Here is a 16,049-nt window from a genome sequence, read left to right on the forward strand (position 1 = left end):
GTATCAATCAAAAATTTACACTTGCTGTATATACATTACTTATACCTTTGTTTGGTATTATATTTCAACTGTTGATGTGGCGATTGAATCACTTTTCCCTTTTAAGATGGTACCTACCTTATTGGGCAAGGAGGAAATCAAGCGTAAAAGAATTATCACCAGGCTTATCTAGCACAAAAAAATGGCCAAATGCTCTATTTCCAAAGGAAATGAATTACCTGATCTTAGACCACCAGATACTAATGCAGAAAACTCGACCGGCAATTATGTCGCTTTATGATTTGAAAATACGGATGCAATTATTTACTTACCCTATATTAATCCAAAATGAGAAAGTAAATGATGGTGAAAAATTCGAAGCGTAGGGATTTCAGAGAATACATGTGAACCACATTTGCATATTCATGCTGAAAAGAACCGGATAGTTTTTCTTAGAAAATAAAAATCCCATTCCTATGTAGGAATGGGATGTACTTCAATTAATTAGTTATGAGCAATGATTACTAATTTGCCCTCATCAAGTTCTTTTTCAGCTGCTTCTGCCTCTTGTTTAGAGATGCCAGCTGCTTCCATTTTGTTACGAAGCTCATCTCCACGTGAGGTGAACATGTTTTTCATAGATTGTAAAAAGCCTTGTTCTTTCATGCCCACATCGGAAGTGTCGAGCGCATCATTGATATCGTCTGCTCGTTCTTTAAAATGGGCGAAAATATGAATATTGTCTCGAACGTATCCTTGGGTCTCAAGTTTTTCAATTTCTTGTTTAGCCTGAACTGCATTTTCAACTGTTAGTTTGACTGTCATGAATAATTCCTCCATTTTGTTTGTAATGTGTTCTAGTTTATATTTACCCGGTAGTAGCGACTTTAAACAAAATCGGTTCGAATGAATCCAAATATGTGAAAGAAATGTGTGGTTTTGATATGCTTAAAAGAAAAAGAGAATGGATGTTATTTAGATGGAAAATAAATTAGATCAAGTAGCGAGCTTTAAAGCGGCAATGGGGAATTATCCTACTGGAGTCACTGTAGTTACAGCTTATAACAGCGATGGTAAACCTATGGGGTTAACCGTTAATTCCTTTGCTTCTGTATCGTTGGATCCATTATTAATATTATGGTCTATTGATAAAAGAGTATACTCATACGAAGAGTTCTTAAAAGTAGAGAAGTTTACAGTAAATATTCTAGCAGCAGATCAAGAAGAAATTTGTAATTTATTCGCTAGTAAAGTGGAGGATAGGTTTGCTGAGTGTGAATGGTATAAATCAGAATTGAATTTGCCGGTGCTCTCTAATTCCTTAGCAACATTAGAATGTAAAGTATTTAACAAAGTTGAAGCGGGCGATCATACAATTATGATTGGTGAGGTACTGCATATCCAAAATGCGGCTAAAGAGCCTTTACTGTATCACCGTAGAAATATCGGTGCAATCCCGACAGATTTTTATAAATAAGTAATTAGTGAAAAGGGTATCTTGATGGATGTCCTTTTTATTAGGTTTGATATGCTTATAATTGTAAAAAAGTTCCGATTCGTAAGTAAATGCCACTTAAGAGCAAGTAAATAAAGTTGGGAAGATAGTAAACACCCTAAGGAGAGCAAGTGTAACAAAATGAGAAGCGCAAGTGAAACACAGGAAGAAAGCAAGTACGTAAAAAATTCTAAATTATTCCTCATGTATAAAAAAGCTTAAACAATATTTCTCTTTGTGGCACCTGGAGTGTATCGAACTTTTGTAAAAAGACCTGTTTATCATAGGCTACGTGATGAATTTTAACCTCTGGTGTAATAGAACTTAAATCTACTATTGCATATGGTGCAGTATTGCCTTTAGATACACCTAGAGAACCTGGATTTAAGTAAATTTTATACTCAGTTTGAAATAGATGTTCTGGATGGTTATGTCCAAAGCAAATGATGTCAGCAGGATAATCACCGAACATCGTTTCCATATTTTCTAGCGTTGGTTCTAAAATGGAAAAAAAGGGCTCTTTTCTAATATGAGCATCACGCATATGTGTTTCAATATGGTAGTGAATTCCAAATAGACGGTTGCCGTTAATTTCTTTTACTAAAGTTCTTGGCAGTTGTTGAAGCCGTTGAACATTTTGGTCTGATAGACGTTTAGCAATCCATTCATGGTGCTGGCGGGTATGCTTGTAGCTATCGGGGTGTCCATCACCTAAAACAAGGGATAGTATTGCCTCGTCATGGTTACCCGTAATCATTCGAACGTCTGGACGTTCAAATAGAATATCTAGAACCTCATTTGTATCTGGTCCCATAGCAATCATATCTCCAAGACACCAAATTTCCTGCACATCTCTCCCAGCATCTATTTCGTTCAATACTGCTTTTAACGCAATTTCATTCCCGTGAATATCGGTTATAATTGCTATCTTCAAAAATAATCACTCCTAGTGCCTAATCTAACGACTCCACTTTTTCCGTAGATTTCTTTTTGTGTTTTACGTATTTCACTAAATAATAAATAAGAATAGTCGCAAAAATAATGCCGAAGATGACATACTCATCTACATCAGATGATAATATTCCTGCAGGAATTAATGCTAGGACGAAGAAATAAAGGAAATTTCCAATTGCAGTAGCAATAGTAAAAGGTACGATTCGTATCGTACTAAGTCCAGATAAGATATTGATCAGACTAGTTGGGATAAAAGGGAAGAGTCTTCCCTGAAGTACATAAGCAAAACCATTAGCATCTACCTTTTCGATCAAACTTATATTGAATTTTTCGATAATAATTTCTTGGAAAACATAGCGCACACCGTATAACACGATGATAGAAGCAATTACACTCGTGAACCAACTCCATAAAAAGCCATTTATGAATCCAAATAAAGAGATATTGATCGTAATCACTAGAATAAGCGGGAATATAGTAAATGAATTTTGTATAAGCATGACTAGCGCCATAAAGAATAGCGCATAGCCAATATTTCTTTCTAAAAATAGTTGGACCTCATTTATATCTCCGTGCAATAAAGACACAACAATATCTTTATTAAATATGACGAAAACTATAATTAACAGCAAACCGCCCCAAATAATCCATTGTCTTTTTGTAAGATGTTGAATTGTATTTTTCATTTGTTAACGTCACCTGGTCCTTCTCACATTTATTATCCAATCGTACCATTGTTTGAGGTTACAAAAAACTTTTAAACCTCTTCTTATCAAGGTATTCATTTGAGTTTTGTAAAGACCAATAAAGATGCATTCTATTTGACTAATTTCTTTTTCATTTGGTTGGCAGAAAGTAAGGTTAAGTAGAACGCTACACAAAACATTAGAATAGAGCCGCTAATGACTACCTCTTTTACAGAAAACCAATGGGTGGCCAATCCTAAAAAAAGAATTACTACAATTTGTATAGAACTTGATAGCATCTCATATAGGCTAGAGATTCTACCCATCATTTCGGTAGGGATATTGGATTGAATGTACGTCATATATCCAGTGTTCGAGATAGAAAGAAAAAATGATAGGACAAAAAATCCGATACTAGCTAATAAGTAGGTTGAAGAGAAACTATAAATCACATACCCGACAGAGACTAAAAGTGTTCCAAGGCCCATCAATAATTTAGCTGGAGCGAATCTTACTAATATGTTGGTGAAGACAGCACCCATTAAGAATCCAATTCCAGCAATAGTGACAAGAGATCCGTAAGCAGTATCGGATAAATGAAGAACTTTCTTGGCAAATGTCACTTCCATGGAATCTAATGCAGCAGTCAGTAACATTACTGTTTGAAACATCATATATATGACGAAAAAAGGGATGGCCTTCTTACTGAAATGTACAACTAGATGCCAATCATCTCTGATGTTCATCCATGTTATTTTTGAATTTTCAATAGTAACAGTAGACATTTGCTTTGGGAGGAGAAGTGTAATAGCAGCGCAAACTAGAAAAATAATGACATTTACAAATAATGCTTCCTTAAGAGAACCAATCATAAATAAAACACCTGCAATTAATGGACCAGTCACAAATGCACCGGAATGAACAAAACTTAGAATTGCGTTAAAACGATTTCGTATATTTTCAGGTAACAATAGTGTCATATACGTAAAGGATGCAGGCTCAAATATTGCACCAGCCATTTGGATGAAAAAAACTAGTATATAAATGATTAGAATGGAATCAGAAAAAGGGATAAATAAGATTAACATTGCTCTAATCACATCTAAAGTCACCATCATATGCTTTGTAGAAACTCGGTCAATGACACTACCTGCCCAAGGTCCAACTAATAATTGAGTGATTGGTTTAATAATGTATAGTGCTGAAACTGCTAATGCCGATCCTGTTTCCTCCAGTACCATTAAGTTGATCGCTAATAAGTATATCCATCCTCCAATATTGGCAATACCCACTGTGAACAGATATATAATAGGAAATTTCAAATTAAGTGAATTCATGCTAAAACCTCCGACATATTTTTTTGAACAATAAAAAAAATCCCACCCCCAAGACTATTGTCTTAGGGACGAGATTAATATGTCGTGGTGCCACCCTAGTTTGCCCTAATGTCACCATTAGTGGCCTTTTCAAGTACGGCATGTATCCATGCTTATACCCTAGCTCGATAACAGGAGCTACTGTCACATAATACCTTGTACTGTACAAGTCCTACGTGAAGCTCAGAGGCTTGTTTCGGTAACTTCATTCTTACCCATTCGCAGCTAATAGGGTTCTCTGTTAAGAAATTCGAATACCTACTCTTCTCTTCATTGCTTTTTAATTTTTCCTATTATACCATATTTTTAATCATATGCTACATCATAATTTAACTTATGACATGGGCAAGCATCCTAGTAGTTATGCTTCAATGGGTTCTTAGGATAACACTATTTCGCTGAAGTCTCGGTAAATGAAAACCAAGCAATTGCGGAAAATCATTTAGTAAGTAAAACACAAGAAGATCATAAAAAACAAATATATGTGCAACTCCTTAGTCTTTTTTTACCTTAGGCAATAAGCTTTAGCAGTTCCACATATTAAAACGGTATAAAGAGTCCTAGTGAAACGCAAACTTTTAAGGAAAAGGAGTGTTTACGATAAAATCTGTAATAGAAGCTATAAAAAAGTTTGCACTACCATTTAATACTTCAGAGGATTTGACTCCACTATTAGAAGCTATTGGAGATGCCAAAATTGTTCTTTTAGGGGAAGCTAGTCACGGGACATCGGAATTTTATAAAGTACGAGCGGAGTTATCAAAGCGCCTAATAGTAGAAAAAGGATTTACTCTAATTGCGGTAGAAGGAGATTGGCCATCCACTCAGCGAGTAAATAGATTTATAAAAGGATATGATACAGAGGAAAATAAACAAAAGGTACTAAATGCGTTCGAACGTTGGCCGACATGGATGTGGGCAAATGAAGAGATATCTGAATTGGTTAAGTGGTTAGAAAAACATAATAAGCAAGTAGAAGATAAAAGGAAAATAGGGTTTTATGGAGTAGATGTGTATAGTTTATGGGAGTCTCTTGATGAGGTGGTAAGCTATTTACGTAAAACGAATCCGGAAGGAACAGATATGGCGTTTGCAAAGAAAGCAATTAGCTGTTTTGAGCCCTTTAATCGTCATCCTGAAACCTATGCTTTTTCATCCATACACATTTCGGATGCTTGTGTGGATGAGGTGGCGAAGTTAGTTTCTTCCATTCGTAAAAATGAAAAGCAATATGAGAATGGTCAGGAAGCAGATTTAAATTTAAAGATAAATGCTTTAGTTGCTCATAATGCAGAAGAATACTACCGAGCTATGGTTCGGAGTGATGAACTTTCATGGAATGTTCGTGATGAACATATGGTCGAAGCGATTAATGAAATAATGGACTATCATGGAAAAGACGCGAAGATAATAATTTGGGCACATAACACCCATATTGGAGATGCATCCGCAACGGATATGAAAGAAGAAGGTCTAACAAACGTTGGAGAGATTCTTCGTCTACAGAACAAGAAAGAAAATGTGTTTTCAGTCGGATTTGGTACCCATAGTGGAGAGGTTATTGCTGCAGATGAGTGGGGGACTAATCCTAAAAAAATGACTGTGCCACCTGCAAGATTGGGTTCATGGGAAGATATGCTGCATAGTTTAGAAGCTACAAATAAAATTCTGATTTTTGACGAGGAGAATCGAATATTTTTTAATAATAATTGGATTGGGCATCGGGCTATAGGAGTTGTATATAATCCAGAGTTTGAAGCCTATGGAAATTATGTTCCTTCTAGATTAGGAAGCAGATATGATGCCTTTATTTATATAGACAAAACTAATGCATTGTCACCAATTTTTAAGTAAATGAATGAAAATTATGAACAGATGGAGGCGGCTAATAATTTCTCCATCTGTCTATATTATCTAGATTCTAGACTTTTTAATTAGCCATGAAACTAATAACAATAGGGATCCTATACCAAAAGAAATTTGCCATGGCAATGTGAAGGATGGACCGACTTCCTTTACAAAAAAACTAATTATAGCAATAATTAAAAAACCGCCTGCCCCGTATAAACCAGCCTTAAACATCATTTTTTTGTCTGTAGCTTTCTCATCAAAGGAAGATTGACTTATCAATCCAAAAATCATTTTTACTCCAAATGCTGTCATAATCATTATTAAAATGATGAGCAGTAGAGAGGATATGACATACACTTTTTCCGAAGCCTTACCACCTATTATGGGGATAATTATACTTCGCATTATTAAAAACCATCCAATAATATTTACAGCTATTTCACCCATAAATATAAGGCTATTACGTTTATTTTCTCGAGGCAATTGACTTACAATCTCATCTGCGTAACCCTTAGGGTCATTTCCAAAGATTTCTTTCGCAGTTTTTCCCTCTTGTTGACCTTCTATAAGATGGTCTAACATTTCCATCAAGACTTCCTCTGATTGTTGCTCAGATAAGGTTAACTTGGTTCGGATATAGAGCAGTAAATTTGTGTAATATTTCTCATTTCCTTCTGTCAGTAACGCTCTTTTTTGGTTATTTTGTTCTATTAACTCACTTGCTTTCAATGGTCTCATCCCCTTTCGATAATAATGCATTTATAGGTACTGATAGCTGATTCCACTCTAAGGAAATTGTTTCAAGGGTTTCTTTTCCTGCAGAAGTTAATGAATAATATTTACGATTAGGTCCAGATTCTGAAGGCCTTATTTCACCTGAAATTAGCTTGTTTTTTTGAAGTCTTAATAAAACAGGATAAATAGTTCCTTCGCTCACATCCTCTAAACCAACTTTTTGTAGCTTTTTGGATAATTCATAACCGTATACTGGCTCTTTTTCGATAACGGCAAGCACACAGCCATCAAGAATACCTTTAAGCAGTTGACTTCTAATAGTCATATGTCGTCTCCTTTTTACTATTTTGTAAAACAAAGTAGTAATTTAAAAACATACTACCTTGCTTTGCAAAGTAGTTAAAATAATTATAAATATAATTTGAAGTAATGTCTAGTAGGTAAATGGTCTAATTTCTTGTGAGGTTTAAAAAAGACCCTTATTATCTGACAATTTCATGTTAAACTAACAGTAACTTAAATGACTAGTTAGGAGGAATATTGTGAGGATTTGGAGGAAATTATTAGTTTCTGTCGTTTCAATCGTGATGATTAGTAGTTCTGTTTTTATTTCTAAAGGTGAACAAAATACCGTTGAGGCAGCAGCTAATTCGTATAGTAGCCTAAAAAGAAATATCAACAGCATCATGGCGGATGACCGCATGAAAAGTGCGTCTACAAGTGTCACAGTAAGGAAGGCTACTACTGGAGAAATCGTATATGAACATTATGCAGACAAGTCGGTTACTCCAGCTTCTACAATGAAATTATTAACGGGTGCAGCTGCATTGCAAACACTTGGTGAGAATTATCGTTTCTCTACGTCGGTTTTAACTGAAGGTAAAGTGAAAAAAGGTACATTAAACGGGAATCTCTATTTAAAAGGCCAAGGTGATCCGACATTACTAAAAAAACATTTGGATAGTTTTGCTGCAACATTGGCAAAACAAGGCATCAAAAAGGTTAGTGGAAATTTAGTAGGAGATGATACTTGGTATGACAATGTTCGTCTTTCTGCTGGTATTTTAGCTGAGGACGAGCCCTACTATTATGCTGCACCTATCTCGGCGTTAACACTTTCACCAAACGGAGATTATGATGCTGGATCAGTTATTGTAACAGCAAGACCAGGCAAGAATGGTCGAGCAACAAATATTACATTGACACCTGATACAGCTGTTTTACAAGTAGTTAATAACTCAAAAACCGTACCTAAAGGATATAAAAACACCCTGAAAATAACGCGGAAAGTAGGTACTAATAAAGTTATTATTAGTGGGAATTCTCCATTAGGAACTTCGGGTAAAAAAGAATGGATTTCAGTCACCGATCCAACAGCCTATACGCTAGATATATTTAAAAAGTCGTTAGCCGAAAAAGGCATCACATTTTCTGCAGGCTCTAAAGTTGTGCAAGGGAAGACACCGGCAAATGTGAAAGCTCTAGCATCTAGAAAATCGATGAAACTAAAGGATCTCATGATTCCATTTATGAAACTCAGTAACAACACTATTGCAGAAGTTTTAGCGAAGGAAATGGGAAAAGTAGTACATGATGAAGGAAGCTGGGAAGCAGGTCTTCTTGTTATGCAGGAATACGTATTGTCGATTGGTCTGGACGCTACGAAATGGAAATTCGAGGATGCCTCTGGAATGTCATATTCCAATAAAATTAGTTCTAGTCAGCTTTCTGAGCTCTTATATTTAGTTCGTTCAGAACCGTGGTACTCGACATTTAATAAGAGTCTACCTGTAGCAGGTTCATCAGACCGACTTGTTGGCGGTACTCTAAAAAATAGATTAAAAACAGCTCCCGCTAAAGGTAATATAACTGCAAAAACAGGCAGTCTAAAAAATATAAAATCCCTCGCTGGATACGCAAAAACTAGAAGTGGTGAGACACTTATAATTACAGTGTTAACAGAAAAAAATAAATCTAGCACAATTCCCGTAATAGATAGAATTGCTACAACAATTGCTAATCATTAATATTTGGAAAGCGTCACCTTTGCTAAAAGCATTGGTGGCGCTTTTATCAGTAAAACAGGTATACAGTTAGCGTAGATAAATTATACGCAACTATAGCATTAGAAGTTTTATTGAGGGGGTTGATTGGAATGAGTAAACTAGTAGATAAAGCGGTTGAGTTTGCTGCAATTAAACATGCGGGCCAAATGCGAAAATGAACATCGACTCCGTGTATTATGCATTCAGTTGATTTACCTATTTAATATGATTAATGGTGAATTTACGGTGTTGTTTAACTTTTTTCATCTATGTACTATACTATTGGTGTAGTGAGGTGAGAGAAGTGGCACGTGAACGTAAATTTACAGATGACGAGTTATTTAAAGCAACGAAGTCATTGCTAATTGAGGAAGGCTATGATGCCTTTACATTTAGCAAGTTAGCCTCGATAATGGAGGTTTCTCGTGGGAGTATATATAAATATTATGAGAACAAAGATGAGTTGATTTCAGAGTTTCTAATGTACGAAATGAATCTATTTCTTAAAGGTTTTAATGAACTAGATAAAAGTGGAGATTTCCAAACGCAGTTTTATTTAGTTATTGATTTTATTTTTCAACATAGTGAGATTCATCAAATATTGGAGATTATTAACCAAATTCCTAAAAAGTCTTCCAATCGAGTTTCATCCAATCAGACACAATTAAATACATACCACACTGATATGTATAAACAATTTCAAAGTTTAATCGAGCAGGGAAAGAAGGAGCGAGTTATTAAGAGTCATCTATCTGATGCTATAATTCTGGGGATGACATTTCAAACTATTGCTATTCCTAATCATTTTGGAATTCCTCAGGACGAATGGGTAGCTTCTATTAGAGAAATTTTAAGTGAAGGGATGTTTCAGAGAGAATAATTGACATACAGGTCACTTTTACACATAATGTAAATGACAGGTGTGTTTTTTTAGTCAAAGTGACACTTGTGTCATTAATAAAATAGAGGAAGTGGACTTAGTGAAAAAGATACTAGGCAAGGTAACTGATTTTGTTACAACTCGCAAAGGTATGTGGATTACGTTAAGTATTTGGATAGCTCTAACTACAGTTCTGACAATATTTGCTCCAAGTTCAAGCGATTATAAAGTTTCTAGTGTAGCCTCGTTACCTGAGGATGCCCAGTCAATTATAGCCCAGGAAAATATTGATGAGCATTTTAAAGATGCAGAAAGTTTGCCTGGAATTCTAGTGCTTCAGTCGAAGGAAGTAATAGATATTGAAACGCTTGGAGCAGCTTTAGATAAAGTGGCATCGGCAAATATAAACGGTTTGAAGGAAATGATTCCTTTTAGTAGTTTACCACCCCAAGCGCTGGAAGGTTTTTTCTCAGAAGATAAGAAAACCTCTGTTATTCCTATAAGTTTTATCACTTCTTTGGAAACTTCTGATTTAGAAGAAAGCTTGGATAAGGTGAGTGAAATTGTAACTGAGGAAACCGGTTCAACCGCTTATATGACAGGACCAGCTGGAATAGCTGTAGATACAACGAATCTATTTGAACGTGCAGATCTTGTTTTAATTTTATCGACCGTAGGAATTATTCTGATTCTGCTAATTGTCATTTACCGTTCTCCATTATTAGCATTAATTCCACTATTGGCAGCAGGGATTGTTTATCAAGTCGTAAATCAGATACTTGGTATGATTGGTGCCAATGGTTTGGATTTAGCCACTCAATCGTTATCGATAATGTCGATTCTATTATTTGCCGCAACGATTGATTATTCATTGTTTGTTTTTTCTCGATATAGAGAAGAATTAAAGAATTACGAAACTAAATTTGATGCTATGAAGTATGCAATGCGTGAGACTGGAATTCCTGTATTCTTTGCAGGTGGTACAGTTTTAGCTGCGATGCTAGTACTATTCTTTGCATCATTTGGAGATTATCGAAATTTCGCACCAATTTTTGGTACAACTATGCTTGTCATTATGTTCGCTTCTGTTACATTAATCCCAGCACTATTCACACTTTTCGGTCGAAAATCATTTTGGCCACGTGTTCCAAAGTATGGTGAAAAAGAAGTAAAAGCCAACTCTTTATGGAGCAAAATTGCAGAAATTGTTGTCAATAAACCTAAAATTGCTGCTGTTTCTATATTAGTGGTTTTAGTTGTTTCCGCATTGAATCTATTTAATTTGAATTATGAATTCGATACCATGAAGTCTTTCCCGGATGATATGCCTTCTCGTGAAGGTTATGAAATTATTGAAAATGAATTTGCAAAAGGTGATTTAGCTCCTACAAATGTCTTGTTTGAATCTGGAAGTAAAATTACGGAAGAAATGCAAGCAAGCATAGTCGAACAGTTGCTACTGCAAGATTTAGTTAGTACTGTTAGAGCTACAGGAATTTCAGATGATGGCCTTGCGGTGCAATTCCAATTAACATTCAAGGAAAGTCCGTATTCAACGGAGTCGATGAATGCTCTTGAAAAAATGATAGAAGAAAAGAAAAGTATTGTTAAAAATAGCAATGCAGAGGGTGAGCTATACTTTGCAGGCGAAACAGCTTCACAAGTGGATGATCGGTCAGTAAATAGTCGAGATCTAATTCTCATTGTTGTTCTGGAAACAATATTAATCCTTATCTTATTAATTGTATTAACGAAATCTATTAAAATGCCAATATACATGATGGGTACTATTCTATTATCCTTCTTGGCTGCACTAGGTCTAGGTATGTTCTTAACTAATTTATTCTTCGATATTGATACGATTAGTAATCGTGTTCCACTATATTCGTTTGTGTTCTTAGTAGCACTAGGAATCGATTATAATATTATTCTTATATCTAGATATTTAGAGGAACGTGAAAAACATTCTGTTAAAGAAGCAGTTCAAATTGCAGTATCTCACACAGGTGGAGTTATTTCTTCTGCTGGTATCTTACTTGCTGCAACATTCGCTGTACTGATGACACAGCCAATCCAACTGCTATTTGTTTTTGGATTTATCGTAGCGGTGGGAATTATCTTGGATACATTCTTAATTCGTGGAATTCTATTACCTGCATTGATTGTTCTATTTGAAAAAGATAAAAAATAAGATAAACGCATGGTCTTTTGGAATTATTCCAAATTACCATGCGTTTTTTTTAGAAAATCTTCTTTCGGTCTCTTTCATCTTTAAGCAATTCAACAGCCTCACGGAAACGAAGTGAATGAATATTCTCTCGTTCTCTTAAGAACCGTAAAGCATCATTGATACCGGGATCATCTGAAATATCGATTAACCATTGATAGGTAGCTCGTGCTTTTTCCTCTGCAGCAATATCCTCATATAAATCGGCGATGGGATCTCCTTTAGACTGAATATAAGTAGCTGTAAATGGAACGCCTCCTGCATTCTCATAAAATAATGAATGTCCATGATTTACAAAATGTGCACCTAAACCTGCTTTTTCTAATTGTTCAGGGGTAGCATCTTTAGTCAATTTATAAATCATCGTCGCAAGCATTTCGAGATGTGAGAATTCCTCAGTGGAAATATCCGTAAGTAGTCCGATTACTTTATCCGGAACGGTATAACGCTGGTTCATATATCTGAGTGCAGCGGCCAGCTCACCGTCAGCGCCTCCGTATTGCTCCATAAGATATTTTGCTAGCATTGGATTACAGGTGGTTACTTCAACAGGATAAAGCAACTTTTTTTCATAAACCCACATCTGATTTCTCCTTTCTCATAATTGCCATGGCCAAGGATCTTGGTTCCAACGCCAACCTACTTCTAGTGCCTGTCTAGAGGGAATAGATTTAAGAGATAAAGGTCCAAATTTATTTTCGTATTGTTTACGTACAGCCGCAGCATCTTTAATCGCTTCTCTCCATTGTTCTAAAGCATCTTCATCATCTGGATGTGTGTCGGTGTATAAAGTCCATTCGACAACAACAAAATCCATTTGTTGTACTTTTTTTAATAGATTCATTCTTTCATCAAAAGCACTCATGAAATTCCTTCCTCTCTGAAGAATCCATCCACAAACTTGGGCCAGAGCGAACCTTGCATTAGTGCCTCCTCGGGAGAATTTTGTGGTAGACCGGGCTGCTGGAAATTTGTGAAGATTTGCGGAGGTAACACAAAATACTTCACGGTAATCGGAGGGCAGGGATCCCGTGGTGAAACAAAAGGCTTATAACTTCCTCGATAACTTGGACGTTCCAAATGTCATCACTCCTTCTCCCCATCCTATGAAGTAAGAACTTGTCTAATTCATGAGGGTAACATAAAAACCCTTATCAGTGATGAAAACTAATAAGAGTTAGCCTAGTATTTATCTTTTATTATTTTAGGAAATACCTAAGAAAAATAGAACTAAAGGAATTGAGAAGATACTGACAAGTGTTGTCACTAGAGTTGTAAACGAAACAAGATCCGGTTCAGTATTAAATTGCAATGCTAACATCGTTGTATTAGCTGCTGTTGGCATAGCGGCTAAAATAATCGCAACCTGTTTGACCGTATCATTAACCGGTAAGAAATATAAAATTCCAACGGCTAGAAGGGAAGATACAATTATCCGAATAACAGAAACGGTAGCAACATATCGATAGGCAACCTTTTTACGCGAAATAACAGCTAATTGCATTCCGAGAACGAGCATTACAGTTGGTATCGAAGCATCTGCAACAAGTCCAACTCCGTTGATTACCGCCTGTGGGACAGTCACTTGCGTTTCTTGTAAAAGAATCCCAATTGCAGCAGCATACACGACAGGCATCCTAATAACACGGTGCAAGGACTGCTTCCATGTAGCCTTCTCCCCGCCACCAAGAGATGCAAAAAATATCCCAAATGTATTAATGAATAAGCCATGTAGAACCATAATCATTACAGCATAATCAAATCCGGTAGCACCTAAGGCAAACAACACTACCGGAGCTCCATAATTTCCACTATTCATGAACATTCCACCTAAAATCATGGCAGAGAGTTCTGAGCGTGTAGTCTTCATAAAGGTTCCAACAACCCAAGTGATTATAAGTAAAATAAAGGCTAGAATAAGACAAAATAAAACGATATAAAAATATTCCATCGTTAATGCATTTGTATAAAATGTCCGGAAAGCTAAAAATGGAGACATTAAGTAAAGCGCTACGGTTGAGATAGATTTAATATCGAAACCAATTAACTTTTGTCCAACAAACCCAATAAAAAAAATAATAAAAACCGGCAAAATAATTAAAACCAGTTCCACTTTAACACCTTCATTCTGTAATTCATTGTTCCAACTATTTAAATCAATATAACATATTAATTGTATAGATAATGTCAACCTGTGTGTAGAAATCTGACAAATGGAAATGATGGAGAAGGTAGTGGCAGATTATAAAATCTAAACCTTTGATAAAGTGATAGAAGGAGGAACAATAATGTCAGTGGAAAAATTAAAAATTGGGATTGTAGTTGGAAGTGTAAGAAAAGGACGTAATGCAGATGCTGTTTCACACTGGATGTATAATTTTGCTACAAAGAGAAATGATGCAGAATATGAATTAGTTGATTTGATAAATTATAAATTACCTCTTCTTGGGCAAGAGATTCCTTCAGAACAAAAAGAAGAAGCAAATTTTGCTATCAAAAGTTGGTCTGAGAGTATGGCTAAATATGACGGCTATATTTTCGTGACTCCAGAGTATAATCACGCAGTAGGTGGTGCGCTAAAAAATGCATTAGATTACTTAAATCCTGAGTTAAACAATAAGGCAGCTGGTTTTGTAGGATATGGTAGTTTAGGTGGAGTGCGTGCACATGAGAATATGCGTTTGATCTTAGGGGAATTACAGGTTGCAGTTGTTCGTACTGCGGTAACATTCTCGCTAATGACTGATTTTGAAAATATGAGTGTATTCAAGCCTGCTGAGTATCATGAAGGAAATGCAAATACAATGCTTGACCAAATACTTGCATGGAGTGGGGCTTTAAAAAAACTTCGCTAATATAAATGTATTAAGTAACAATAGAAAAGAAATTGAATTCAAGGGGAATTTACTTTTCCCTTGAATTTTTTGCGTTATAATTAAAATTAAATATTATAAATTTTTAGAAAATGAAAGTGAAACATGGGGTGGAGCAATGGATATTAATAACAAAGTGGCAATTGTAACAGGTGGAGCATCTGGGTTGGGGCTTGCAACTGTTGCACATTTATTACAAAAAGGGGCAAGGGTAGTAATTTTTGATGTAAATGAAGAATTAGCAAAAAAGGCAATTCAGGAATTCGGAGAAAATGTAGCCTACCAAATAGTTAACGTGACAGATGAAAACTCTGTCAATAAAGCAATTCAGCAAACAGTAGAAAAACTTGGAGCATTACATATTTGTGTAAATTGTGCAGGTATAGCTCCTCCACAAAAAACAGTTGGAAAATCTGGAGCAATGCCGTTGGAAAATTTCAAAAAAGTAATAGATGTAAACTTAATAGGAACGTTTAATACGTTGAGATTAGCAGCTGTGGCTATGACAAAAAATGATATGTCAACCGAATCCAGTGAGAGAGGCATCATTATTAATACAGCGTCAGTTGCAGCATTTGAGGGACAAATGGGGCAGGCAGCTTATAGTGCCAGTAAGGCTGGAATAGTAGGGATGACTCTACCAATTGCAAGAGATCTTTCTTCTTTTGGAATACGCATAAATGCAATAGCTCCAGGATTGTTCCGTACACCAATGGCAGCAGGCTTAGATGAAAAGGTGATAGAAAAGTTAGAATCCATAGTGGAATTTCCTAAGCGATTAGGTCGTCCAGAAGAATTTGCTTCATTAGTAGCTTTTATAATTGAAAACGAATATATCAACGGAGAAGTAATTCGCTTAGACGGAGCAATTCGAATGCAACCGAGGTAGACAGAAAAGCGGAGGGCACCATCTAGCCTCGAAAAGCGCTGGAAGGGTTTCGAGAAAAG

The 16,049-nt window shown here is 35.8% G+C and carries 17 protein-coding genes and 1 other annotated feature; of the genes, 7 read left to right on the top strand and 10 right to left on the bottom strand.

Annotated features, from left to right (window positions below):
* Positions 1-483: 483 nt before the first annotated feature.
* On the bottom strand, positions 484-804 hold the full coding sequence (locus ACQCPR_RS02725; RefSeq protein WP_090564743.1) for a general stress protein: 321 nt from the start codon (positions 802-804) through the stop codon (positions 484-486).
* Positions 805-958: 154 nt separating this feature from the next.
* Between ACQCPR_RS02725 and ACQCPR_RS02730 the strand changes: the two genes are divergently transcribed.
* Positions 959-1,456, top strand: a complete 498-nt coding sequence (locus ACQCPR_RS02730) for a flavin reductase family protein (protein WP_427138098.1) — start codon at positions 959-961, stop codon at positions 1,454-1,456.
* 220 nt (positions 1,457-1,676) lie between these two features.
* Here ACQCPR_RS02730 and ACQCPR_RS02735 read toward each other — a convergent pair whose 3' ends face one another.
* From ACQCPR_RS02735 to ACQCPR_RS02745, 3 genes are all read right to left on the bottom strand, one after another.
* Positions 1,677-2,408 carry a metallophosphoesterase family protein gene (locus ACQCPR_RS02735; protein ID WP_427138099.1) on the bottom strand — a complete coding sequence of 244 codons (732 nt, stop codon included), beginning with the start codon at positions 2,406-2,408 and terminating at the stop codon, positions 1,677-1,679.
* Positions 2,409-2,427: 19 nt separating this feature from the next.
* Positions 2,428-3,114 (bottom strand): TVP38/TMEM64 family protein, encoded by a 687-nt coding sequence (locus ACQCPR_RS02740; RefSeq protein ID WP_093493621.1) that lies wholly within the window; start codon positions 3,112-3,114, stop codon positions 2,428-2,430.
* A 131-nt stretch (positions 3,115-3,245) separates the two neighbouring features.
* Positions 3,246-4,451 (bottom strand): MFS transporter, encoded by a 1,206-nt coding sequence (locus ACQCPR_RS02745; protein ID WP_090564728.1) that lies wholly within the window; start codon positions 4,449-4,451, stop codon positions 3,246-3,248.
* 61 nt (positions 4,452-4,512) lie between these two features.
* Positions 4,513-4,773 (bottom strand) — a binding site (T-box leader).
* A gap of 317 nt (positions 4,774-5,090) precedes the next feature.
* Between ACQCPR_RS02745 and ACQCPR_RS02750 the strand changes: the two genes are divergently transcribed.
* Entirely contained in the window at positions 5,091-6,344 is a 1,254-nt protein-coding gene (locus ACQCPR_RS02750) for an erythromycin esterase family protein (protein WP_427138896.1), read from the top strand.
* A gap of 60 nt (positions 6,345-6,404) precedes the next feature.
* On the opposite strand, the gene ACQCPR_RS02755 is transcribed toward ACQCPR_RS02750, so the two are convergent.
* Positions 6,405-7,070, bottom strand: a complete 666-nt coding sequence (locus ACQCPR_RS02755; RefSeq protein ID WP_427138100.1) for a DUF1129 family protein — start codon at positions 7,068-7,070, stop codon at positions 6,405-6,407.
* The gene (locus ACQCPR_RS02760) at positions 7,057-7,401 is read right to left on the bottom strand and encodes a PadR family transcriptional regulator (protein ID WP_090564722.1); all 345 of its coding nucleotides are present in this window, start codon (positions 7,399-7,401) and stop codon (positions 7,057-7,059) included. The genes ACQCPR_RS02755 and ACQCPR_RS02760 overlap by 14 nt, the downstream gene beginning before the upstream one ends.
* A gap of 217 nt (positions 7,402-7,618) precedes the next feature.
* On the opposite strand from ACQCPR_RS02760, the gene dacB reads away from it, so the two are divergent.
* From dacB to ACQCPR_RS02775, 3 genes are all read left to right on the top strand, one after another.
* The gene (gene dacB / locus ACQCPR_RS02765) at positions 7,619-9,103 is read left to right on the top strand and encodes a D-alanyl-D-alanine carboxypeptidase/D-alanyl-D-alanine endopeptidase (protein WP_427138101.1); all 1,485 of its coding nucleotides are present in this window, start codon (positions 7,619-7,621) and stop codon (positions 9,101-9,103) included.
* A 322-nt stretch (positions 9,104-9,425) separates the two neighbouring features.
* Positions 9,426-10,001, top strand: coding sequence for a TetR/AcrR family transcriptional regulator (locus ACQCPR_RS02770; RefSeq protein ID WP_241597273.1), 576 nt, complete (start codon positions 9,426-9,428; stop codon positions 9,999-10,001).
* Between the two features lie 100 nt (positions 10,002-10,101).
* On the top strand, positions 10,102-12,192 hold the full coding sequence (locus tag ACQCPR_RS02775) for an MMPL family transporter (RefSeq protein WP_427138102.1): 2,091 nt from the start codon (positions 10,102-10,104) through the stop codon (positions 12,190-12,192).
* Between the two features lie 49 nt (positions 12,193-12,241).
* On the opposite strand, the gene ACQCPR_RS02780 is transcribed toward ACQCPR_RS02775, so the two are convergent.
* The 4 genes from ACQCPR_RS02780 to ACQCPR_RS02795 form a co-directional block, all read right to left on the bottom strand.
* The gene (locus ACQCPR_RS02780) at positions 12,242-12,811 is read right to left on the bottom strand and encodes a manganese catalase family protein (RefSeq protein ID WP_090564714.1); all 570 of its coding nucleotides are present in this window, start codon (positions 12,809-12,811) and stop codon (positions 12,242-12,244) included.
* Positions 12,812-12,826: 15 nt separating this feature from the next.
* Positions 12,827-13,093 (bottom strand): spore coat protein CotJB, encoded by a 267-nt coding sequence (locus tag ACQCPR_RS02785; protein ID WP_090564712.1) that lies wholly within the window; start codon positions 13,091-13,093, stop codon positions 12,827-12,829.
* Positions 13,090-13,308: a spore coat associated protein CotJA gene (locus tag ACQCPR_RS02790; protein WP_093493636.1), complete on the bottom strand. Its 219-nt coding sequence runs from the start codon at positions 13,306-13,308 to the stop codon at positions 13,090-13,092. Before ACQCPR_RS02790 ends, ACQCPR_RS02785 begins: the two co-directional genes overlap by 4 nt.
* Before the next feature lie 124 nt (positions 13,309-13,432).
* A complete protein-coding gene (locus tag ACQCPR_RS02795; RefSeq protein WP_427138103.1) occupies positions 13,433-14,341 on the bottom strand; it encodes an AEC family transporter in 909 nt (302 codons plus the stop codon).
* 175 nt (positions 14,342-14,516) lie between these two features.
* On the opposite strand from ACQCPR_RS02795, the gene ACQCPR_RS02800 reads away from it, so the two are divergent.
* Together ACQCPR_RS02800 and ACQCPR_RS02805 are read left to right on the top strand one after the other, a co-directional pair.
* On the top strand, positions 14,517-15,083 hold the full coding sequence (locus ACQCPR_RS02800; protein ID WP_090564706.1) for an NADPH-dependent FMN reductase: 567 nt from the start codon (positions 14,517-14,519) through the stop codon (positions 15,081-15,083).
* 136 nt (positions 15,084-15,219) lie between these two features.
* Entirely contained in the window at positions 15,220-15,990 is a 771-nt protein-coding gene (locus tag ACQCPR_RS02805; protein ID WP_269922201.1) for a 3-hydroxyacyl-CoA dehydrogenase, read from the top strand.
* Positions 15,991-16,049: the final 59 nt, after the last annotated feature.

The sequence above is a fragment of the Psychrobacillus psychrodurans genome (genome assembly GCF_050209195.1).
Taxonomy (GTDB): Bacteria; Bacillota; Bacilli; order Bacillales_A; family Planococcaceae; genus Psychrobacillus; species Psychrobacillus psychrodurans.